Below are 22,406 nucleotides of genomic sequence, written 5' to 3' on the forward strand. Positions count from 1 at the left end.
CGGCGCTTTATTCGCCCGCGATTGCGAGTTCGCCTTTATTTTTGCGTACTTACGCCACCTAAATCGCCTCGTTACGTATTCAGGAAATGACTGTTGCGCCATTCACGCGATTGGATAAACGAATACGGGGAATACACTTCGCAGCGGATCGTCACGCGGCCAGCACAATCAGCGCAATGGCCGCTCCCCGAATGCGATCCTCGATGCATTATCCTTGGAGTCATGAAATGAAAAAAACCCTCATCGCAGCAGGTCTCATGGGCGCGTTCGCGCTCAACGCCCACGCGCAAAGCAGCGTCACGTTGTACGGCACGCTCGACGCGGGCCTCGTGTATTCGAACAACCAGGGCGGCCACAGCAACTGGCAGCAAGGTAGCGGCTCGGTGTCCGACACGTACTTCGGCTTGCGCGGCAGCGAAGACCTGGGCGGCGGTCTGCACGCCATCTTCACGTTGGAGAACGGCTTCAATCTGAACAGCGGTCAGTTCTCTGAAGGCAACACCATGTTCAACCGCCAGGCTTTCGTCGGCCTGAAGAGCGACCAGTACGGTACGCTGACGCTCGGCCGTCAATACGATTCCGTCGTCGACTATCTCGCGCCGCTGTCGGAGGCGGGTGCGGGCGACGGCAACAATCTGGCGGCCCACCCGTTCGACAACGACAACCTGGACAACTCGTTCTCGATCAAGAACGCGGTCAAGTACACCAGCGCGAATTATGCGGGCCTGAAGTTCGGCGGTTTGTACGGCTTCAGCAATTCGGCTGGCCAGTTCTCGAACAACCGCGCGTGGAGCGCGGGCGCTTCGTATAACAACGGCCCGCTGAGCGTCGCAGCGGCTTACCTGCAACTGAACAACTCGGGCAGCTCGAATCTGAGCGGCGCGGTCTCACAAGGGGACGGCACCGCGCAGGTCGCGGCTAACCTGCAGCGCACGTTCGGTGCGGGCATCAACTACTCGTACGGCCCGGCAACAGCGGGCTTCGTGTACACGTATACGCAACTGGACGGCATCACCGGGATCGACGTCGGCGGTGCGACACTGCCAGGCATTGCCGGCACCAACCTGCACCTGGACAACTACGAAGTGAACGGCCGCTACGCGCTGACGCCGGCAATGAGCCTTGCGGCTTCGTACACGTTCACGGACGGCAAGATGTCGGGCTCGAACGGATCGGGCGATCCGAAATGGCATACGGTCTCGCTGCAAGGCGACTACTCGCTGAGCAAGCGTACCGACGTCTACGTCGAAGGCGTGTATCAGCATGCATCGGGCGAACTCGGCAACTTCGGTTCGAACGTGGCGGCGATCAACACGCTCGCGCCGTCGTCGACCGGTAACCAGGTCGCCGCGGCTGTCGGCTTGCGTCACAGCTTCTAGATCTCCACGCACTGCTTGCAGCGCGGGCCTCCAAGTTCGCGCTGCCTCCGAACCTGCACGTGACACGGTGACGTCGCGGATTTTCTATGGACGCGACGGCAGATGGCCGAAAACCGGTTCTGTAGCACTAAGAAAAGTGCGTTGAACAATGGCCAGCATGCTGAGGACTACTTATACCGCCAACGAGTAGAACTGCTCCGCGGGAGTCTGTCCGATATCACAGTCTTTCATCTGCCCTTTGGCGATCATATGCATAAGTTGCCTCTTTTGAAACCCGAGTGGGTGATTTGGCGGGTCAAGGGCGGGCGTGAGCCCGGCGTAGCGAACCCTTGGCGCCCTGAATTGGCAAGCTGGTGCATGGGCTGGTTGCGGCAGAATGCGGCAACCAGCCCATGCGAGACGAAGCGAACATGACGAATCAACTCTTTTGAAGCCGCCTTGGGAATCAAGGCCCCGTGGTACGTGCAAGGCGTCGACTTCGACACGGCCAAACGGCAACTCACGATTGCCGTGGACTTTGTCGCTGGCAGCCGGTTCGCCTACCCCGAGGTCGCCGGTGAGCACCCAGTGCATGACACGCAAATCAAGCCACTGCGCCACCTGAATTTCTTCCAGCACGAGTGCTATCTGGAAGTGCGGGTACCGCGAGTGCGCTTGCCGGATGGCGCGGTACGGCTGGTCGAGCCGGATTGGGTCGGCCAACTCGACGGCTTCACGTTGCTGTTCGAAGCGCTGGTGCTGATGCTGGCGCAGCAGATGCCGTTTGCCGCTGTGGCGCGCATCGTCAATCTGTCGTGGCACCAAGTGCACGCAATCTGTTCGCGCTATGTGGAACTCGCGCTCGCGTCTGCGAATCTGTCGGACGTGAGCACGGTAGCTATTGACGAGACCTCGTACCGGCGTGGCCACGAGTATCTGACGCTGGTCGCCGATATGCGGGCGCGACGGGTCGTGTTCGTCACGCCCGGGCGTGACGCGAAGACGATTGAAGGCTTCGCGGCATATCTGAGCCAACACCACGCCAAGCCCGAGCAGGTCACCTCGGTGAGCATCGACATGTCGCCCGCGTTTATCAAGGGCGTGGGCGAACATCTGCCCAACGCGCGAGTGGCGTTCGACAAGTTTCACGTCGTCGCCCACGCGTCCAAGGCGCTTGATACGGTGCGCCGCCAACAACAGAAAACCGACCCGGAACTCAAAGGGATGCGCTGGACGCTGCTCAAGGACGCCAACAAACTGAATCTTGCGCAATTGACCGACCTCGAGGCTCTTGTCAGGCAGTACGCCACCAAGCGCACCGCCCGCGCATGGCTGTATCGCGAGCAACCGCGAGAGATTCTCGAACGCAAGCAAATCCATGTCGTCTCCGAGATGTTGCGGCAGTGGTGCACCAATGTCATGCGCTCAAAAGTCGAGCCGATGAAGGAGGTCGCGCGCCCGATTCGTCGGCACTTCGATGGCATCGTCGCCTGGACTCAGACCCGCCAGACCAACGGCTTCATCGAAGCAATCAACGGCTTGTTTCAAGCGACCAAGCGAAAAGCTCGCGGCTACACGCGCTTCGCGACGATGCGCACGGTCCTCTTTCTCGTTGCTGGCAAGCTCGATTTCTCCGGCTTCAACCCGCATGCCTTGTGAGCCCCGTTACCCACTGCATTTTCAAAAGAGCCATAAAAGGTGGATGTTTCCCGTCACCGAGTCGAGGCGTTCGCGATTGCTTCAGCAAACAGCAGTGTGGAACTGGTACGCAGCAAAGCGGCGAGCACAGTCGCAGAAAAGTATTGGTTCATGGTGATAGCTCCGGCTACGCGACCCGTCGCGTAAGTTGCTACAGTAGACCGGATCTTCGTATGATGGGTTAAGCCGCAGGACAATCGCATGAAGAATTGTTCACGCTCAATGGGTTAGAACAGACGTTGTAAACTGCTGCGAAGATCTTATAGTCAGCCACCATCCACATAATTCTGTCAGCCTTGTTAAATCAGTACTCCTACTGTGCTTACGCCGACCGAAAATTCAGCCGGTGTGGGTGCGGCTAAATTCTTGGACTGATTTATGCCGCAATTCCGAGACTCTGCCGGTATTCGATCGGGCTGAGGGAGCCGAGCGAGACCTTGATCCGCTTTGCGTTATACCAGCGGATATACGAGTCAACGACCTCAAAGAATTTATCAACGGTCGTGGCCCGCCCGTCACGAGGATAGAATAACTCCGTCTTGAGATGCCCGAAGAAACCTTCGCAGGCTGCATTATCCGGCGAACATCCTTTGCGCGACATCGAGCGAATTAGTCTGGCATCCGGCATCCATGAGAGCCACCCCGGCCAGCGATAGTGCGCACCGCGATCGGAGTGAACCACGGGCCGCTCCTTGCAGCCAGCCACTGACTCAATCGCCGAATCCGGCATGGTATTGACGAGTTTGGCATCCGGCCGTGTGCCGATTGACCAGCTCACAACGAGTCCGTCGAAGCAGTCGATCACCGGCGACAGATATACCTGGCCGGCGGGGATCTGGAATTCGGTAATGTCGGTGAGCTGGAAAACCCGCTTGGCGACGTCTACGCCCACGACTGTCATTTCCATTTGCGCTCGCCGGTAGGACGAGGCCTCAATTATGCGATGAGGAGGCGTCCATACCATTTTTGCCCAGCAGTCGCTGGAGTTCACGAATCTGCTTCATCGCTTCGGCCAAGTGGGATGCCGGCACTACCTGCTCGCCGGCACTGACTGCTGACAGGCTTCCGTCCTAATAGAGCTTGCGCCAGGCGGACACCTGGTTTGCATTTACCTGACGACGGGCAACTCCGGAAACGGTTGCTTCGGGCTCGAAGGTCTCGCGCACTATCGCGAGCTTCTCATCGACAGAGCGCCGGCGGCGCTGTTCGGGCTGGCTCAGAACTTCAATGGGTTCCACGTTAGAGCTTGGCCTAAACATAGGCGTAAGACTACCTCAAAGTTTAAGCGTTACCTCGCGTCCGGTTTTCGCCAGGGCCGGCCCAGTGCCACGCAGCCCCCAACGGTCGCCGTTGAGATTGCCGCTCTCCATCATCCAGTTGTTGTGTCCCCTGTCCGTTGACTGTCTTCTGGTTACTGAGATAGTCGATACCCCGTATCGAGCGCGCCGTAGAGAGTGACATTGCTTTGCGCGTGTGCTACCGAAGCGAACGTCGCGGTCAGCGCGGCGCAGGCTGTTGACAATGCTTTATTCATATCTTTTTTCTGAGAGATAGGTATGTCTGCGACGCTTTCGGGCGGAGTTCGCGAGTGCTCCAAGCGCTCCATACGTTGTCGTGTGGCTATCGCCGCAGAGGACGACCATGCCGGTGCAGATTCAGAACGCGGAGTCGGCATCGATCTCGCGAATCTCACCGTAGAAGTAGTACAGGAAGGTTTTGCAAGCGGACGCTTTAGCGCTGAGTCGCTCGCGAAAGCGTGTTTCGAACAGATCGAAGCGCACAACGGGAAATACAACGCCCTCATTTTTCTGAACCCGGCAGCACTCGATGATGCGCGTGATATTGACCGGCGCCGCTCAGCCGGTGAATCACTGGGGCCGCTGGCGGGCGTCCCGGTCGTCATCAAGGATCCGATGGACATGGTTGGTTTTCCAACGACGGCCGGCTGGTCGCTGCTTTACAGCAAGACCGGCGGCATCGATCTGATGCCGGCGAAAGACGCGCCGGTCGTGGCGCGCATGCGCGCCGCGGGCGCGATCTTGCTCGGCAAGACCAATGTGCCCGTGTTGAGCCACTCCGGCACGCATGCGAACGACAGTTGGGCCGGTCCGACACTGAATGTCGTGATGCCGGATCGTGTGCCGGGCGCAAGCAGTGCAGGCACGGCGGCCGCCGTTGCATCGGCGATGGCGGTGTTGGGACTCGCCGAAGAAACGGGTGGGTCCATCCAGAACCCGGCGTCGGCGCAAGACCTCGTTGGGATCAAACCGACGATCGGACTAGTACCGAACGCGGGCGTGGTGCCACTGTCCGGTAATCGCGACGTGGTTGGCCCGATTGCACGAACCGTGCGCGACGCGGCACTGTGCCTCGATGTGCTCGCGGGATATTCATCGGAAGATCCGAAGACGCTGGCTTCTGTCGGACATCAACAGGCGGGTGGCTATACCGCGTCGCTGACCGTCGACGCATTGAAAGGGAAGCGGATCGGTCTGTACGGACCGGGCTGGCGTGCGCAGCCGCTATCGGATGAAGCGGCGCAACTGTACGAACGCGCGAAGCACGAGTTGCAATTGGCGGGCGCGATTCTCGTCGAAGACCCGTTCGCCTCAACGTCGTTCTTTTCACTTCGCAAGCCGACACCGCCACTCGTCAATTTCGACGCGCGCGGCATCGAGTCGATTCCCTACGACGTCCACCAATACTTGCAGCGCTTGGGTCCTGATTCCCCGTTGAAGACGTTCGACGACTTCGCGGGGGCAACCGCTTCGCAAGATGCGTTCGGTACGAAGGGCGTGCTCAATTTTACCCGCAACCTGCCTCAATTCGCTGCGGCACTGGCGAATCCGGCAACGCCACCGGACATCTCCGAGTTCATCGAACTCAAGGCGCAGTATCTGCGCATCTTCGACGCAGTGATGAACGCCCAGCAACTCGACGCCTTGGCGTTTCCGCAAATGCGTTGCGAACTGCCGCCACTTCATGGGAAGGAAACGATCCAGGAAACAACGGTTGGAGAAATCAACATCGCGGGATTGCCCGGCGTGATGGTCCCGGCGGGTTACTACGCGTCAGGTTCGCCGTTCGGGATTATCTTTGTTGGCCGTCAATGGGACGAAGCGACGCTTATCGCGATGGCCTATGCTTATGAACAGGCAACGCACCATCGTAAAGTGCCGACGCTCTAGACGGATGTTCCAGCGCACATCAATACGCTTGCGAGAAAGGGAAAGAGTGTCGGCGTATGTTAAATAATTTCGCGCCGGCGCCCTGAATAGCGCAGAGCAAGGTTGTGAACAGCCGTGACAGGAATTACACGGCAGACAAGATCGACAAGCATCGGCAGCAGATCGAACCTGTCCGACGAGTTTCGACGTGAAGAGCTTAAAGCCTCGGTATGAAGGATGCTTGGATCGTCACTCATTCCCCAAAAGATATCGGCGATCGGCGCAACGCTTGCGCGCATTCGCCGTGTTCCAACGTATGAGGGAAGCTGCTTGCTCTCAGCGGCTGATTGTTTTCAAGGCCGCGGCCCTCGCGGTAAGCCGAATATTTGCGGCGCTTAGGGGCGTCTGAACGCACGTCAGATGACGCACGCTGGACACTGCCCCCTCTCGAGACGAAACCTCCGCAGCACCTTGCCTGACCGTACCCGTGCCGCTCGCTGCAGCAGGTTCCGCGACTACCGTTCCTGGCCCACCACGTCTACCCCATCACTTTGCGCGCCCAGTTGGCGCCAGCGCGATATATTATGGTATTCCATAATATTGAAAAGCTTGATCTGTTGGCTTGGGTGGAATACCGTAATACCAACCGCTGCATCCCAGCGGTCGACACGGAGCGACGGCGTCCTTCGAGGACGCGCCGGTCGCGGCAGGACCGACTCCCAGCTTTCTGCATACAGGTCGATCATGAAATTTTCGCTGTTTGTTCATATGGAGCGTTACGACGCTGCCACGCCGCATCGGCAACTTTTCGACGAGCTGACCGATCTCGTCCAGATCGCGGAAGAGGGCGGTTTTGAAACCGCCTGGATCGGCGAGCATCACGCGATGGAGTTCACGATCGCGCCCAATCCCTTTATCAACCTTTCGTATCTTGCTGCCCGTACTGAGCGGATTCGTCTCGGCACGGGCACGGTGATCGCACCGTTCTGGCATCCGATCCGTCTGGCGGGCGAAGCCGGTATGGTCGACGTCGCGAGCAACGGTCGGCTCGACCTGGGTATTGCGCGCGGTGCGTATTCCTTCGAATATGAACGTTTGTTGCCCGGTCTCGACGCGTTCGGCGCCGGAGCCAGAATGCGCGAACTGGTTCCCGCCTTGCGCCAGTTGTTCAAGGGCGATTACGCGCATCAGGGCGAGTTCTGGTCGTGGCCGTCCACCACGCCGGTGCCGCGTCCGGTGCAGCAACCGCATCCGCCGATGTGGCTGGCCGCACGCGATCCGAACTCGCATGAGTTCGCGGTGCGCAACGGCTGCAATGTGCAGGTGACCTCGCTGGCCGCGGGCGATGGCGAAGTCGTCAGTCTGATGGAACGCTTTAACGCGGCATGCAAGGCCAACCCCGACGTTCGGCGGCCGCAGATCATGATGCTAATGCACACCTTTGTCGGCGCCGATGCCGCCGAAGTCGACACGGCCGTTGAAGATCTGGCGCGCTTCTACTGCTATTTCAGCAAGTGGTTCAAGAACGAGCGTCCGGTCAAGCAAGGCTTCATCGAACCGCTGACCGACGCCGACATCGCGTCGTTCCCGCAATACGCCCCGGAGCGGATTCGCAAGAATCTCGTGATCGGCCAGCCCACCGACGTGATCGACCGGCTCAAACAGTATGAGGAACTCGGTTTCGATCAATACAGCTTCTGGGTCGACAGCAACATGAGCTTCGAGCGCAAACGCCGCTCGCTCGAACGCTTTATCTCCGACGTGATGCCGGCCTTCGCAGCGCGCGGCTGATTGCCGCTCACCCTTGAATCGACGTTCTGCACTCAGGAGCAGAAGTTATGTTGAAGTCGTTCCAGCATTACATCGACGGTGAGTTCAGCGACGCCGCCGCCACCTTCGACAGCGTGAACCCCGCGACCGGCGCCGCCTGGGCGACAATGCCCGCGGCCAGCGCGGCGGACGTGGATCGCGCGGTGAAAGCGGCGGACCGCGCGTTGTTCGCGCCGGAGTGGGCGGGCCTGACGGCCAGCCAGCGCGGCAAGCTGCTGTACCGGCTCGCGGACCTCGTCGCGGCGAACGCACAGGAGCTCGCGCAGGTGGAAACGGCGGACACCGGCAAGATCATTCGCGAGACGCGCAGCCAGATCGGCTACGTGGCCGAGTACTACCGCTATTACGCGGGCGTCGCCGACAAGATTCAGGGCGCCTGTCTGTCCGTCGACAAACCCGACATGGACGTTTTCCTGCGGCGCGAGCCGGTCGGCGTGGTCGCCGGGATCGCGCCGTGGAATTCGCAACTGTTTCTCTCGGCCGTGAAGATCGGACCAGCACTCGCCGCCGGTTGCACGATCGTGCTGAAAGCGTCCGAGGAAGGCCCGGCGCCGCTGCTTGCATTTGCAAAGCTCGTGCACGAAGCCGGCTTTCCGGCGGGTGTCGTCAACATCCTGACCGGTTTCGGCGCGGATTGCGGCCGCGCGCTGACGAGTCACCCGCTCGTGTCGAAGATCGCGTTCACGGGCGGCCCTGAGACCGCGCGCCAGATCGTGCGCAATTCCGCCGAGAACCTGGCGGCGACGTCGCTGGAACTGGGCGGCAAATCGCCTGTGCTGGTCTTCGACGACGCCGATGTGGACAGCGTCAGCAACGCCGTGATCGCCGGCATCTTCGCCGCCACCGGGCAGAGTTGCGTGGCGGGCTCGCGGTTGCTCGTGCAGCGCGGCATCCGTGACCGGTTGCTCGCGCGGCTCGTCGAAAAAGCGCGCGCGATCAGGATCGGCGATCCGCAGAGCGTGGATACAGAAATGGGACCGCTCGCGACGCGCAGGCAACGCGATCATATCGAAGCCGTGCTCGCCGCGAGTCTCGAAGCGGGCGCCACGCTGCTGACAGGCGGCGGCCGTCCCGAAGGACACGGCGACGGTTTCTTCTTCGAACCGACCATCGTCGATTGCCCGTCGTCCACGGTGCCGAGCGTCGCTCAGGAACTGTTCGGCCCGGTGCTGAGCGTGATGAGCTTCGACACCGAAGCCGAAGCGCTCGCGCTCGCCAACGACACGAAATACGGCCTCGCGTCCGGCGTGTTCACGCGCGATCTGACGCGCGCGCACCGCCTCACGCGGCAGTTGCGCGCGGGCATTGTCTGGGTCAACACCTATCGCGCCGTGTCGCCGATCGTGCCGTTCGGCGGCTATGGTCTGAGCGGCCTCGGACGCGAGGGCGGCCTCGATGCGGTGCTCGACTACACGCGCACCAAATCCGTGTGGATCCGCACGTCGGACGACCCGATCGCCGATCCGTTCGTCATGCGTTAAAGAGGCCGACATGTACTACGAAATCCGCACGTACAAGATCAGGACAGGCGCGGTGCCCGCGTATCTGAAACTGGTCGAGCAAGAGGGCATCGAACTGCAGAAGCGCTATCTGGGTGAACTGGTCGGCTACTTCTTCTCGGAGATCGGGCCGCTGAACCAGATCGTCCACATGTGGGCGTATCCGAGTCTCGACGAGCGCGAAGCACGCCGTCAGAGGCTCGCCGAAGATCCCGCATGGCAGGCCTTTGTTCCGAAGATTCAGGCGCTGATGGAAACCATGGAAAGCAAGATCATGAAGCCCGCCGCGTTTTCGCCGCTGAAATAAGAACTGCAAAGAACTGCATTCGCAAACCGTCCTCTCGAAGCCAGCCGTATCCTTTCAAGGAGCAGTCGTCATGAAGCAAGCGCTACGTATGCCCGCGCGGGCGCGCGCAGTGGCCATCACGATGGTTACCGCCGTGATCGCCGCATCAGCCGTGTTGATCCATGCACCGGTGTCCGCGGCTGCCGCGCCGATCGTATTCGCCAGTTGGGGCGGCACGACGCAGTCGGCTCAGCAAAAGGAGTGGGCGCAGCCGTTCACCCAGTCGTCGGGCATTCAGGTTCTGATGGACGGCCCAACCGATTACGGCAAGCTCAAGGCGATGGTCGACAGCGGCAACGTGCAGTGGGACGTGGTCGACGTCGAAGGCGATTTCGCGTATGCGGCGCTGCGTGACGGTCTCGTGGAACCGATCGACTATTCGGTGGTGAACAAGGCGCAACTCGACCCGCGCTTCATGTCGCCCGGCGCGGTGGGCAGCTTCTACTATTCGTTCGTGCTCGGCTACAACAAGGCGGCGTACAGGAGCGGCGCGCCGGCGAATTACGCCGACCTGTTCGACACCAGGCGCTTTCCCGGCAAGCGTACGTTCTACAAGTGGTCCGCGCCCGGCGTGCTCGAAGTCGCGTTGCTCGCCGACGGCGTCGCGCCCGACAAGCTCTATCCGCTCGATCTCGATCGCGCCTTCAAGAAGCTCGACACGATCAAGAGCCAGATCGTCTGGTGGAGCGGCGGCGCGCAATCGCAGCAGTTGATGGCATCCGGCGAAGCGCCGATCGGCGTGTTCTGGAACGGTCGCCTGCATGCATTGCAGCAGACCGGTGTGGACGTTGGCGTGTCGTGGAATCAGAACCTGACAGCAGCCGACATGCTGGTTGTGCCGAAGGGCTCGAAACATAAAGCCGAGGCTATGAAGTTCCTTGCCACCGCGACGGGTGCGCAGGCCCAGGCGAATTTCGCGGCCGCAACCGGCTATGCGCCCGTCAACCTCAAATCCGCCGCGCTCTTGCCTGCCGACGTTGCGAAGACCCAGCCTGATCAGTACAAGGCGACACAGATCAATCTCGACATGAAGTACTGGGCTGATCATCGCGATGAAATCGCGAAGCGCTGGTACGCGTGGCAGTCGAAGTAAAGCGTTGGCCTGACGAACCCAGCGAAGGAGTGGTCATGTCGAATGCAGTCAGTACTATCGCGGAGCCGCCGGTCGCGGCGCCGAATATGGCCGTCGGCTTCAGGAAGATCCGGCTGCTCGCGCCCGCGCTGTTGCTGCTGGTCGTATTCTTTCTGTTGCCGGTGCTCTCGCTGCTGTTGCGCAGCGTGCTGGAGCCGACGCCCGGCATTCAGAACTACGCGCAGCTCTTCGGCTCGACCACTTATCTGCGTGTGTTCGGCAATACGTTTTTTGTCGCCTCGGTGGTGACCGCCGTAACCGTAGTGATTGGCTTTCCGACCGCGTGGCTTCTCGCCATCGCGCCGCGCTGGATCGGCAAGCTGGTGTTCGCGATCCTGCTGCTGTCGATGTGGACCAATCTGCTCGCACGCACTTTCGCATGGATGGTGTTGCTGCAACAGACCGGTCCGATCAATCGTCTGCTGATGTGGCTCGGCGTGATTCATGAGCCGCTCACGCTTGTCAACAACCTCACCGGCGTGACGATCGGCATGACCTACATCATGTTGCCGTTTCTCGTCATGCCGCTGCACGCCACCTTGCGTGCGATCGATCCGACCACACTGCGCGCTGCCGCAATCTGCGGCGCGAGCCGCTGGCAAGCATTCTGGCGCGTGCTCGTGCCGCTCGCGATGCCGGGCATTGCCAGCGGTGCGCTGATGGTGTTCGTGATGGCGCTCGGCTACTTCGTCACACCCGCGCTGTTGGGCGGCCCGGAATACATGATGCTCGCCGAACTGATCGCGCAGCTCGTCCAGCAATTGCTGAATTGGGGGCTGGCCGGTGCGGCCGCTTTGGTGCTGCTGCTCGTCACGTTGTCGCTGTACGCGGTGCAGTTGCGTTTCTCGGGACGCGCCGCGAGCGCCTCAGGAGTTCATTGACATGCTGCTCGATTTCGATCGTCTTGGCCCGTTGCGCTGGCTGCTGCTGAGCGTCGGCGGCGCGGTGTCGCTGTTCCTGCTGCTGCCGGTGCTGTTTATCGTCGCGCTGTCGTTCGGCAATTCGCAATGGCTGATGTTTCCGCCGCCCGGCTGGACATTGCAGTGGTACGGCATGCTGTTTTCCGATCCAGGCTGGTTCGACTCGCTGATGACGAGTGTGGAACTGGGGCTTGTCGTGATGGTGCTGTCGGTCGTGCTGGGGCTGCTCGCGTCGCTGGCGCTCACACGCGGCAATTTTCGCGGCCGCGCATTGCTCAAGGCGTTCTTCCTGACGCCTATGGTGCTGCCCGTCGTCGTGCTGGCCGTCGCGCTGTATGGTTTCTTTCTGCGTATCGGCCTGACGGGCACCTTGGTCGGTTTCGTGATCGGGCACCTGATCATCGCGCTGCCGTTTTCGATCATCGCGATCAGCAACTCGCTGGAAAGCTTCGACACGTCGCTGGAAGATGCCGCGCTGATCTGCGGTGCCGGCCCGTTCGAAGTGAAATGGCGCGTCACGCTGCCGGGTATCCGGCTCGGCCTGTTCGCGGCGGCGATCTTCTCGTTTCTCGCGTCGTGGGATGAAGTCGTCGTGTCGATCTTCATGGCCAGCCCGACTCTGCAGACGCTGCCGGTGCGCATCTGGAGCACGCTGCGGCAGGACCTGACGCCGGTGATCGCCGCCGCGTCGTCGCTGCTGGTCGGTCTAACCGTTGTCCTGATGTTGCTGGGCCTTGTACTCAAGAGAGGTAAATCGTGAGCTCACCGTTTTTGCAGATTCAGCGTCTTCGCAAGACCTACGATCAGGTCGTCGCCATCGATCAGGTGTCGCTCGACATCGAGAAGGGCGAGTTCATGACTTTCCTCGGGCCGTCCGGCTCGGGCAAGAGCACCACGCTGTATATCGTCGCGGGCTTCCAGTCGCCCACGGATGGCCGCGTGCTGCTCGACGGCAAGCCGCTGCTGTCGGTCGCGCCGAACCGCCGCAACATCGGCATGGTGTTTCAGCGCTACACGCTGTTTCCGCATCTGACGGTCGGCGAGAACGTCGCGTTTCCGCTGCGCGTGCGGCGCTTGCCGGACGCGAAAGTGCGCGCGAAAGTCGATGAAATGCTCAAGCTCGTGCATCTGGCCGATTGCCGTGACCGGATGCCGGAGCAGTTGTCGGGCGGCATGCAGCAGCGCGTGGCGATTGCGCGTGCGTTGGCCTACGATCCGCCGGTCCTGCTGATGGACGAGCCACTATCCGCACTCGATAAAAAACTGCGCGAGGAATTGCAGAGCGAACTGCGCCGGATTCATCAGCAAACGGGCGTGACGATCCTGTATGTGACGCATGATCAGGAAGAAGCGTTGCGCCTGTCCGACCGGATCGCGGTATTCAACAAAGGGCGCATCGAGCAGGTCGGCACGGGCGAGGATCTGTACCGCAAACCGGCGTCGCGCTTCGTGGCGAGCTTCATCGGCAATTCGAATTTTCTGCCGGTCACGCTGGCCGGCGGCCACGCGGACTCGCATGCGGTGTTCCCGAACGGCAAGCCGGTGCCGATCGCGGGCTGCGACCGTGCGCTCAACGCGGGCGACGGCGGCGCGCTGATGCTGCGGCCCGAACAGATCCGTATCCGCGCGCAGGCGCCGCATGTGGCGGACGACGGTTTGCCGGTCGTCGTGCGCGATATCACCTACCTGGGCGACACGATGCACTATTCGGTGGCGACGCCATGGCAGCAGGAGATCGCGGTGCGCACCGCGGCGGGCACGCATGAAGCGGGGCTCGCGGTGGGCGCAGGAGCCTGGCTCGACTGGGACCGCTCAAACGCGCAGGTGTTTCCCGCATGACTTATGGCATCGCGATTCGCCGACGGCGGCTGTGCGATACTTTGGTATTCCAAAAACCAACCGGCCCAGGATATCGCCTGGGAAGCTCGCCATGATCGAACAGATGCGCGTTGACCGCAGTGCACCGACCCTTCGCGAACTCACGCTCGAGAAGCTGCGTGAAGCCATTTCGCAGGGCTTTTATCGTCCCGGCGACCGGTTGATCGAGCGGACCTTGTGCGATCAGTTGGGCGTGAGCCGCACCGTGGTGCGCGAAGTGCTGCGCCATCTGGAAACGGAAGGGCTGGTGGAGACGGTCGCGCATTCCGGCCCAATCGTCGCTCGGCTCGACCCGGAACAGGTGCAGGAAATCTACGAGATTCGCGCGCTGCTCGAATCGGAGGCGGCCCGCGCCTGCGCCGAGCTTGCAACGCCCGCGCTGGTGAAGCAGTTGCGCGAAATCCGCAAGGAAATCGAAGACGCATTCGACAAGTCCGACTTACGCCGTGTGTTGGCCTACACCGAACGCTTCTACGAAGCGATGTTCGCGGGCGGCCACAAGCCGATGATGCATCAGGTGGTCAAATCGCTGAACGGCCGCATCAACCAGTTGCGTTCCGTAACGATTTCGTCGCCGGGGCGTGGCGCGGATTCGAATCGCGAGATGAACAAGTTGCTGGCGGCCATTGCCAAGAAGGACGGCGATGCGGCGGCCGCCGCGTCGCTCGAACATGTGCGGCGCACGGCGGCGATCGCCATGGCCGCGCTCGCCGAGCAGGTCGCGGATCAAAGCGAAAGCGCCTGAATCCTCGTTTCGTCCCCCAGGAAAAACCGTCGCTCGCGACGGTTTTTTTTCGTCCGTACGGCGAAGAAAGTCTCGTAAACCCGCCATCGGCGTTTAAAACCTTGCATACGCTAATATGGGATACCATAATACTTCCAACGCGTCGCGCACTGAGCCAAGGCGCACCTGTCTCCGAAGGAAGTCCTATGAAGCTCGAGATTCGCAAGCTGGTCACCTATGTGGAAGATACGTTCATCGAAGGCGGCAAGGTTGCAGCCCAGCCGTTGAAACTGTTCGCGGCAGCGGCGGTGTTGCGCAATCCGTGGGCCGGGCGCGGCTTCGTCGAAGACCTGAAGCCGGAGATTCACGCGCTCGGGCCGCAACTCGGCGAAGTGCTGACGGCCGAGATCCTGCGCATCGCTGGCTCGGGCGAAGCGGTCGAGGGTTACGGCAAGGCGGCGATCGTCGGAACGTCGGGTGAAGTCGAGCACGCATCGGCGCTGATTCATACGCTGCGCTTCGGCAACAAATTTCGCGAAGCGGTCGGCGCGAAGAGTTATCTGAGCTTCACAAACCTGCGCGGCGGCCCGAACTGCCCGGTCACGATTCCGCTGATGCACAAGGGCGACGAAGGCATGCGCTCGCACTACCTGACCATCCAGTTTTCGATCGTCGACGCGCCCGCGCCGGATGAACTCGTGATTGCGCTCGGCGCGTCGATTGGCGGCCGGCCGCATCACCGGATTGGCGACCGCTATCAGGATCTGAAGGAGCTGGGCTCCAATGAAGCGTGAAACCGATATCGCAAATGCGCCGATGAACGGCGTGTTCGACGGCACGGCCTATAGCGTGGCAGGCGAGGGCGAGGTCCTCGTGCTGATCCATGGCGTGGGCATGAATCGCCGCGTGTGGGAACCGCAGGTCGAAGCGTTGCAGGCGCACTTTCGCGTCGTCAGCTACGACATGCTGGGACATGGCGCGAGCCGGCTGCCTGCGGCTTCTCCGCAACTGGAGGAATACGCAGTGCAGTTGCTTGCACTGGTGGATCACCTCGACGTCAAGACGGCGCATGTCGTCGGCCATTCGATGGGCTCGCTGATTGCGCTCGAATTCGCGTTGCGTTACCCGTCGCGGGTGACGAGCGTGACCGCCTTGAATGCGGTGTACGACCGCACGCCGTTGCAACGGGCCGCCGTGATGCAGCGCGCGGCGTCGCTGAACGGCGGGCTCGACCAGCCGAGCATCGACGCGACGATCGCCCGCTGGTTCGACGATCCGGTGCCGGGTCATCTGGCGAACGTCGCGGAGCTCGTGCGCTCGTTGCTGGACAGCGTCGATCTGGAAGGCTATGCGCGCACGTACCGGCTGTTTGCGAGTTCGGACCAGGCGCACGTGGGCCGCCTGCCGCAACTCGCAATGCCGGCGCTCTTCATGACCGGCGAATGCGATCCGAACTCGAGCCCGGCGATGTCGGAGTCGATGGCGGCTGCGGCGCCGCTCGGCCGCGCCGAGATCATCGCCGACGAGCGGCACATGATGAACGTCACGGCGCCGTCAATTGTGAATCAGCGGCTTTTGCACTTTATTCGCGATGTGAGCCGTCCGTCCTGAGGAGCAGCACCATGACCGATTCTTCGTTTGACCTCATCGAGTTTCGCCGCGCGCTGGGCGCTTTCGTCACCGGCGTGACGGTGGTGACGACGATCCAGCCGGACGGCACGCCGCGCGGTTTTACCGCGAATTCGTTCACGTCGGTGTCGCTCGATCCCGCGTTGATTCTCGTGTGCATTGCCAAGACCGCGTCGAGCCATCCGGTGTTTTCGCAGACGCAGCGTTTCGCGGTCAGCGTGCTGGCGGAAGATCAGCGGCCCGTGTCAGGCGTGTTCGCGTCGAAGAGCGCGGACAAGTTCGCGCAGGTGGCGTGGCACGCGCAGCGCACCGGCAGCCCGGTGATGGACGGTGCGGCGGCGAGCTTCGACTGCGAGACGCATCAGGTGGTGGATGCCGGCGATCACATCATCCTGATCGGCCGCGTGGTGGACTTCACGCATTCCAGCGCGACGCCTTTAGGGTATTGCCGTGGCGCGTATGTGGATTTCAGTTTGTCGCAGGAAGCGTTGGCGGCGACCGGTCAACGTGCGCAGGTCGGCGCGATTCTCGAGCACGCCAGGGGACTCGTGCTGATCAGGACCGCTAGCGGAATGCAGTTGCCTACTGGCATGCGGCTCGAACCGCTGTCGGACGTTACGAGTCTGCGCGGTGTGCTTGAAGGCCTGAAACTGAACGTCAACCTCGATTTTCTGTTTGCAGTGTTCGAGGAGAAGGGCATCACGCACATCTACTATCGCGGTCGGGTGGTCCATGACGCACCGGTCGCGGCGGACGTTCGCTTTGTGCCGCTCGATGCGATACCGTGGGACGAGATTCGCGATCCGGCTGTGCAGTCGATGCTGCGCCGCTATGTCAAGGAGCGGACCGAAGACGCGTTCGGCATCTATGTCGGCGATGTCGAAAAGGGCACCGTGCAATCGCTGGTGGCGAACGCATAGAAAAAGCGGCCGCGAATTTCGAAGCTGCCTTTTTTACTGCGGTCACATGTTCGCGTAGTTCGGGCCGCCGCCACCCGCGGGCGTGACCCATACGATGTTCTGCGTCGGGTCCTTGATGTCGCACGTCTTGCAGTGTACGCAGTTCTGCGCATTGATCTGCAAGCGCGGCGAGCCATTCTCCTTTACGAATTCATAGACGCCTGCGGGACAAAAGCGTGCTTCGGGGCCATCGTAAGTGAGAAGGTTGATATTGACGGGAACGGATGGATCTTTGAGCGTGAGGTGCGCCGGCTGGTTTTCTTCGTGATTCGTGTTTGAGATGAACACTGAGGACAGGCGGTCGAACGTCAGCTTGCCATCCGGTTTCGGATACGTGATCTGCTTGCACTGCGAAGCAGGCTTTATCATCTCATGATCCGAATGCTGGTGATGCAGCGTCCACGGCACCTTGCCGCCCAGCAGCTTCTGCTCGATGCCGACCATCAGCGTGCCCAGGTACAGGCCTTTGCTCATCCACTGCTTGAAGTTGCGCGCGCGATGCAGTTCGGTGTGCAGCCACGAAGTCGTGAAGCTCTCCGGATAGGCGGTGAGTTCATCCGACTGACGTCCGGCCTGCACCGCATCGAACGCAGCCTCGGCGGCCAGCATGCCGGTCTTGATCGCCGCGTGTGAGCCCTTGATCCGCGAGGCATTCAGGAAGCCCGCATCATCGCCCACCAGCGCGCCGCCCGGGAACACCAGCTTCGGCAGCGACATCAGCCCGCCCGCGGTAATCGCCCGCGCGCCGTATGACACGCGCTTGCCGCCTTCCAGAATCGCGCGGATCGCCGGATGCGTCTTGTAGCGCTGGAATTCCTCGAACGGCGACAGGTACGGGTTTGTGTAACCCAGACCCACCACAAAGCCCACCACCACCTGGTTGTTGTCCATGTGATAGAGGAACGAGCCGCCGTAGGTGTCGTTTTCCAGCGGCCAGCCGGCGGTGTGCATCACGAGACCCGGCTTGTGCTTCGCCGGATCGATTTCCCACAGTTCCTTGATGCCGATACCGTAGACCTGCGGATCGGCGCCCTCGCGCAGTATGAACCGGTCGTTCAGCTGACGGCCCAGATGCCCGCGCGCGCCTTCGCAGAACAGCGTGTACTTCGCGTGCAGTTCCATGGCGAGCTGGAAATTTTCGGTCGGCTCGCCGTCCTTGCCGATGCCGAGGTTGCCGGTTGCGACGCCCTTGACCGAGCCATCGTTGTTGTAGAGGATTTCCGCAGCCGGAAAGCCCGGGAAAATCTCCACGCCCGCCGCTTCGGCCTGCTGGCCCAGCCAGCGCGTCACGTTCGCGAGGCTGATCACGTAGTTGCCGTGATTCTTGAAGTTATCCGGCAACGCCCACGTTGGCACGCTCTTCGAGCCGGTTTCGGTCAGGAACAGGAATTTGTCTTCGGTCACGTCGACCGTCAAAGGCGCGCCTTTTTCTTTCCAGTCCGGGATCAGTTCGTCTATCGCGCGGGGATCCATGACCGCGCCGGAGAGAATATGCGCCCCGATCTCCGAGCCTTTTTCCAGCACGCACACGCCAAGCTCGACGCCTTGTTCCGCCGCCAGCTGCTTCAGGCGGATCGCCGCGGACAGGCCAGCCGGGCCGCCGCCGACGATCACGACGTCGTATTCCATCGACTCGCGCGGGCCGTATTGTTCTCTCACGTTCTGCATGCTTGTATTCTCTATTGCACGCACGGCACGACAATCGGCTCGATCCCGATCGACATCAGTCTCGCGCCCGGCCCGACATGATGCAGATCCAGCTCTTCATTGCGGCGTTCGATCCAGACGCCGTGCATCGGCGACAGCGTGACGTTCTTCAGCAACGCACTCGACACGCTCCATTCGCCGGAAAGACTGATCAACAGTTGGACGCTCGCCGGTGTGATCCGCAGCGCATTGGTAGCGACGCTGACTTTCGCGCGGCACGTCTCGCGCCGGGCCATCACATTGAGGACCTGAACGGGCTTCGTCGGCAAGCTGACCCATACATGCAGGTCGCCGGAGAACTGCACGGGCTGCCCTGTTCGTGCGAGCAACTGGCCGTCCTGCGAATGCAGATCGACTGTGCCGTCGTCGATCAGCAGCAGGGTCCGTTCGAAGCCGGGGAATTGCGAAAACCGCGCGGCACCTGTGAGGTCCGCGAGACTCACGCGCCAGTCCGCCACCCCTGCCCGATTCCTGCCATGGGCGAGAGTGCGGGTCGTGCCGCCTCCGTTGGCCCACGGTTCGGGGGCAATCGACGTGCAGTCGATAAAGCGGACAGACGGCACGCTGTCGTCCGCGCGATCCGTCTTCGGATGGAGCAGCGGCTCGCTGCTGCGGCGTAAGGCAGGGTTGAGAAGATCGTGATCCATTACGCCGCCTTTGCGCTGACGTGAGCTTCGAGTTCGCCCAACACATCGAACAGATCGCCGACGATGCCGTAGTCAGCCACCGAAAAAATCGGCGCATCGGGGTCCTTGTTCACGGCAACGATGACCTTCGAATCCTTCATGCCGGCGAGATGCTGGATCGCGCCGGAAATGCCGAAAGCGAAGTACACATCGGGTGCGACGGTTTTGCCGGTTTGTCCCACTTGCGCGGCATTCGGTGCATAGCCCGCGTCCACAGCGGCGCGCGACGCGCCGAGTGCCGCGCCCACGCGTTCGGCAAGGCCGCCGAGCCGGTCCATGTTGTCTTTCGACGCCAGCCCGCGGCCGCCGGAGACAACGACACGCGCCGTGCTCAGATCGCGTCCGGACTGTCCGGACGCCTGGCGCTCCAGCAGCTTCGTCCTTTCAAACGTGGCGGCGGGGTTCGTCTCGACAATAGTTGCAGTGCCGCCCGATGCCTCTGCCGCACCGAAAGACGACGCACGTATCGTCGCAAATGTCGTGCGCGCCGTTACCGACACTTTTGCGATGACGCTGCCCGCATACAGGCCACGTGTGAACAGACCTTGCGCGTCGATCCCGGTCACGTCCGCGAGAAACGCGCCGCCGGTCAGCGCGGCGGCGCGCGGCAACGCGCTGCGGCCGAGACTGCGGTGGCTCGCAACGATCAGCGCGTAATCGTCCGAAACGGCCTGAAGCTGCGTGCCGAGCGTTTCGGGGACTGGGGCATGCGCAGCATCGCCCGCGACGGCAAGCACACGTTCCACACCGGCGATTCCGGCCGCGGCCTGAGCGCCCGCCGGGGGCACCATCATGTCGACCGGCAGACCGCGTTGCAGCGCCGCGGTGACGGCACGCCGCGTCGATTCCGCGAGCGCGCCGTGCTCCCATTCACCCACCACAAGGCTTCTCATGCATTTGCTCCCAGATTGTCGAACGGATGATGCGCGGCGAGCGCGTCCAGCAGCGCGGCGGTATTCGCGACCTTGATGCCGGCTTCGCGCACAGGCGGGTCGCGCAGTTCGACGATCGTCGTGCGCGGCGTCAGGTCGACGCCAAGAGACGCACCGTCGAGCATGACAAGCGGCTTCTGCTTGGCCTTGACGATGCTCGGCAGCGTGACGCGACGCGGCTCGGCAAGACGCAGGTCCGCGCTGATCACACCAGGACCGTCGAGCTCCCATGTCGATGTGCCGCCATCGTCGCCGCATGTCACCTGCCAGTGGCCGCTCCGCGCGGATAACGCGCTGGCGTTCAGGGCCTGCGGCCAGTCGAGCAAGGCCGCGAGCATGGCGGCGACGCCGCCAATGTCGCTGTCGATCGCCTGTTTGCCGCACAGCACGAGGCCGAAGTCGCCCGCCGCCATGTATGCGCGCAGCAAGCGCGCGACGGCCAGCGAGTCCAACGTTGCGCTGGCGGCGCCGGTGTCGATCAGCACGGCGTCGTCAGCGCCCATGGCGAGGGCGGTGCGCAACACATCCTGACTCGTGGCGTGGCCGCACGTCAGGACCGTCACCCGGGTTGCCACGCCGGCTTCCCTGAGTTGCAGCGCCTTTTCGACCGCGCATTCGTCAAAGGGATTGAGCGACATTTTCAAACCGGCCGTATCGATTACGCCGCTTGCACTGACCCGCACGCGCACGTTGGCATCTACGACCCGTTTGACGGGAACGAGAATTCGAATATTCATGAGGATAGGCTCCTGATCACGACACGGCGCCCGCGCCGTACTTGCCGACGAGCAGCGCACCGCTCGCAAACCGGCTCAACGCATAGGGGGCCAGCGAAACGTCAGTGGGCAGTCCAAGCGCATGCTGAGCGAGGATCTTGCCGACGCCCGGCGACAGCTTGAAGCCGTGTCCCGAGAAACCGAACCCCACCACCAGTCCTTCGATATCGCTGACTGAGCCGAGCACCGGATTCCAGTCGGGCGTGACGTCGTACACACCCGTCCATGACGAGGCCAGACCTGCCGTCTCATAAGCGGGAAAGCGTTCGGCGACTTGCGCTCCGACTTCGCCGACGTAGTCGAGCGAGATATCGCCCTGCTCGGTCTCCGGCGCATTCAACGTTTCGCCGACCACGCCTTCGGACACGAGCATCTGGCTGCCGCCATAGCTGCGGTAGTAAAGCATCCCGGCTGAGCCAAGATCCTTGAACGCGGGCATCTTGAACGAATAGGCGGCTGTGTCGCATTCCAGTGCAAGCACCGTATGACGTTCAGGCTTGACCGGCAATTCGACGTCCATCCACGCGGCCATCTCCGGCGTCCAGATGTTCTGCGTGCTGATCAGCGCGCCGCAACTGAACGAGCCCGCCGACGTCTGAACCCCAACCACCTTGCGGCCTGCGCGTACTACGCCGGTGACGCTCACGCCCTCCATGATCTTGACTCCTTGCCGGCGCGCCGCGCGAGCGAAGCTGGTTGCAACCAGATACGCGTCGGCGAAGCCCGCTTCCGGCTCGTAGCCGATCAACGCGGCGTCGTCGAATTGCGCGATCGGCAGGCGTTCGCGCGCCTCGGCCCGGTCGAGCAGTTGGACCTCGATACCCATGTCCTGCTGTGCGATCAACGACGCGCGCAGCGGATCGATCTTGCCGCCGTCCGGTGCGGAAATCATGTAGCCGCATTTGACGAGACCGCACGACGCTTCGTCGTCGCCAACGTATTCGGCGAAATTGTTGAAAGCCCACCACGACGAGCGAGCCAGTTCGACGTTCTGTTTCACCGAATAATGGGTGCGCAACAGACCGGACGACTGTGACGTCGTGCCCGCGCCAATGGTGCTGCGTTCAAGCACAAGCACGCTTTTCGCGCCGAGCGCGGCCAGATGATGGGCTACCGAGGCTCCGATTACTCCGGCTCCGATCACAACGAAATCGTAATGGCTCAT

General features: G+C 61.9%; 20 protein-coding genes and 4 pseudogenes. 14 read left to right on the top strand and 10 right to left on the bottom strand.

Annotated elements, in window-relative coordinates; genetic code table 11:
- The first annotated feature begins 227 nt into the window (after positions 1 to 227).
- Positions 228 to 1,379, top strand: a complete 1,152-nt coding sequence (locus tag F759_RS0130070; RefSeq protein ID WP_027803117.1) for a porin — start codon at positions 228 to 230, stop codon at positions 1,377 to 1,379.
- A 171-nt stretch (positions 1,380 to 1,550) separates the two neighbouring features.
- Here the strand turns inward: F759_RS0130070 and F759_RS43735 are convergent.
- A pseudogene (locus tag F759_RS43735) lies at positions 1,551 to 1,640 on the bottom strand (IS6 family transposase); the annotation flags it as partial.
- Positions 1,641 to 1,796: 156 nt separating this feature from the next.
- Here F759_RS43735 and F759_RS0130080 point away from each other — a divergent pair.
- Positions 1,797 to 3,017, top strand: coding sequence for an ISL3 family transposase (locus F759_RS0130080; RefSeq protein WP_036025571.1), 1,221 nt, complete (start codon positions 1,797 to 1,799; stop codon positions 3,015 to 3,017).
- Between the two features lie 415 nt (positions 3,018 to 3,432).
- Here the strand turns inward: F759_RS0130080 and F759_RS38970 are convergent.
- The 3 pseudogenes from F759_RS38970 to F759_RS45255 form a co-directional block, all read right to left on the bottom strand.
- Positions 3,433 to 3,915, bottom strand: a pseudogene (locus tag F759_RS38970) (IS3 family transposase); the annotation flags it as partial.
- A gap of 94 nt (positions 3,916 to 4,009) precedes the next feature.
- Positions 4,010 to 4,315 (bottom strand): annotated as a pseudogene (locus F759_RS42465) (transposase); the annotation flags it as partial.
- A 327-nt stretch (positions 4,316 to 4,642) separates the two neighbouring features.
- Positions 4,643 to 4,702, bottom strand: a pseudogene (locus tag F759_RS45255) (hypothetical protein); the annotation flags it as partial.
- Here F759_RS45255 and F759_RS0130090 point away from each other — a divergent pair.
- Positions 4,679 to 6,244: an amidase gene (locus F759_RS0130090; RefSeq protein WP_051377506.1), complete on the top strand. Its 1,566-nt coding sequence runs from the start codon at positions 4,679 to 4,681 to the stop codon at positions 6,242 to 6,244. The pseudogene F759_RS45255 and the gene F759_RS0130090 sit on opposite strands and share 24 nt — an antisense overlap.
- Before the next feature lie 494 nt (positions 6,245 to 6,738).
- Here the strand turns inward: F759_RS0130090 and F759_RS42480 are convergent, their stop codons facing one another.
- Positions 6,739 to 6,969: a hypothetical protein gene (locus F759_RS42480; protein WP_027803120.1), complete on the bottom strand. Its 231-nt coding sequence runs from the start codon at positions 6,967 to 6,969 to the stop codon at positions 6,739 to 6,741.
- Here F759_RS42480 and F759_RS0130100 point away from each other — a divergent pair.
- From F759_RS0130100 to F759_RS0130150, 11 genes are all read left to right on the top strand, one after another.
- A complete protein-coding gene (locus tag F759_RS0130100) occupies positions 6,968 to 8,014 on the top strand; it encodes an LLM class flavin-dependent oxidoreductase (RefSeq protein WP_027803121.1) in 1,047 nt (348 codons plus the stop codon). The genes F759_RS42480 and F759_RS0130100 overlap by 2 nt on opposite strands.
- 47 nt (positions 8,015 to 8,061) lie before the next feature.
- On the top strand, positions 8,062 to 9,534 hold the full coding sequence (locus F759_RS0130105; RefSeq protein WP_036025573.1) for an aldehyde dehydrogenase: 1,473 nt from the start codon (positions 8,062 to 8,064) through the stop codon (positions 9,532 to 9,534).
- Positions 9,535 to 9,544: 10 nt separating this feature from the next.
- A complete protein-coding gene (locus tag F759_RS0130110; RefSeq protein ID WP_027803123.1) occupies positions 9,545 to 9,859 on the top strand; it encodes an NIPSNAP family protein in 315 nt (104 codons plus the stop codon).
- Positions 9,860 to 9,980: 121 nt separating this feature from the next.
- A complete protein-coding gene (locus F759_RS0130115) occupies positions 9,981 to 10,991 on the top strand; it encodes an ABC transporter substrate-binding protein (RefSeq protein WP_036025596.1) in 1,011 nt (336 codons plus the stop codon).
- A gap of 86 nt (positions 10,992 to 11,077) precedes the next feature.
- Positions 11,078 to 11,911, top strand: coding sequence for an ABC transporter permease (locus F759_RS0130120; RefSeq protein WP_051377507.1), 834 nt, complete (start codon positions 11,078 to 11,080; stop codon positions 11,909 to 11,911).
- A 1-nt stretch (position 11,912) separates the two neighbouring features.
- A complete protein-coding gene (locus tag F759_RS0130125; RefSeq protein WP_027803126.1) occupies positions 11,913 to 12,710 on the top strand; it encodes an ABC transporter permease in 798 nt (265 codons plus the stop codon).
- Complete coding sequence (locus F759_RS0130130; protein ID WP_027803127.1) at positions 12,707 to 13,789, top strand: ABC transporter ATP-binding protein; 1,083 nt, start codon at positions 12,707 to 12,709, stop codon at positions 13,787 to 13,789. The genes F759_RS0130125 and F759_RS0130130 overlap by 4 nt, the downstream gene beginning before the upstream one ends.
- A gap of 91 nt (positions 13,790 to 13,880) precedes the next feature.
- Positions 13,881 to 14,573 carry a GntR family transcriptional regulator gene (locus F759_RS0130135; protein ID WP_036025576.1) on the top strand — a complete coding sequence of 231 codons (693 nt, stop codon included), beginning with the start codon at positions 13,881 to 13,883 and terminating at the stop codon, positions 14,571 to 14,573.
- A 185-nt stretch (positions 14,574 to 14,758) separates the two neighbouring features.
- Positions 14,759 to 15,346, top strand: coding sequence for an amino acid synthesis family protein (locus F759_RS0130140; protein ID WP_027803129.1), 588 nt, complete (start codon positions 14,759 to 14,761; stop codon positions 15,344 to 15,346).
- On the top strand, positions 15,336 to 16,163 hold the full coding sequence (locus F759_RS38975) for an alpha/beta fold hydrolase (RefSeq protein WP_036025580.1): 828 nt from the start codon (positions 15,336 to 15,338) through the stop codon (positions 16,161 to 16,163). Before F759_RS0130140 ends, F759_RS38975 begins: the two co-directional genes overlap by 11 nt.
- 11 nt (positions 16,164 to 16,174) lie before the next feature.
- On the top strand, positions 16,175 to 17,101 hold the full coding sequence (locus F759_RS0130150) for a flavin reductase (RefSeq protein ID WP_027803130.1): 927 nt from the start codon (positions 16,175 to 16,177) through the stop codon (positions 17,099 to 17,101).
- Between the two features lie 42 nt (positions 17,102 to 17,143).
- Here F759_RS0130150 and F759_RS0130155 read toward each other — a convergent pair whose 3' ends face one another.
- From F759_RS0130155 to F759_RS0130175, 5 genes are read right to left on the bottom strand one after another with little or no spacing between them, the layout of a single operon-like run.
- Positions 17,144 to 18,808: an electron transfer flavoprotein-ubiquinone oxidoreductase gene (locus tag F759_RS0130155; protein WP_036025581.1), complete on the bottom strand. Its 1,665-nt coding sequence runs from the start codon at positions 18,806 to 18,808 to the stop codon at positions 17,144 to 17,146.
- A gap of 11 nt (positions 18,809 to 18,819) precedes the next feature.
- Entirely contained in the window at positions 18,820 to 19,494 is a 675-nt protein-coding gene (locus F759_RS40250) for a HutD/Ves family protein (RefSeq protein ID WP_051377504.1), read from the bottom strand.
- The gene (locus F759_RS0130165) at positions 19,494 to 20,426 is read right to left on the bottom strand and encodes an electron transfer flavoprotein subunit alpha/FixB family protein (RefSeq protein WP_027803132.1); all 933 of its coding nucleotides are present in this window, start codon (positions 20,424 to 20,426) and stop codon (positions 19,494 to 19,496) included. Before F759_RS0130165 ends, F759_RS40250 begins: the two co-directional genes overlap by 1 nt.
- Positions 20,423 to 21,196 (bottom strand): electron transfer flavoprotein subunit beta/FixA family protein, encoded by a 774-nt coding sequence (locus F759_RS0130170; RefSeq protein ID WP_051377509.1) that lies wholly within the window; start codon positions 21,194 to 21,196, stop codon positions 20,423 to 20,425. Before F759_RS0130170 ends, F759_RS0130165 begins: the two co-directional genes overlap by 4 nt.
- Before the next feature lie 22 nt (positions 21,197 to 21,218).
- Positions 21,219 to 22,406 (bottom strand): NAD(P)/FAD-dependent oxidoreductase, encoded by a 1,188-nt coding sequence (locus F759_RS0130175; protein WP_027803134.1) that lies wholly within the window; start codon positions 22,404 to 22,406, stop codon positions 21,219 to 21,221.

Origin of the sequence: Paraburkholderia dilworthii (assembly GCF_000472525.1) — a bacterium.
In the GTDB taxonomy this organism is placed as follows: Bacteria; Pseudomonadota; Gammaproteobacteria; order Burkholderiales; family Burkholderiaceae; genus Paraburkholderia; species Paraburkholderia dilworthii.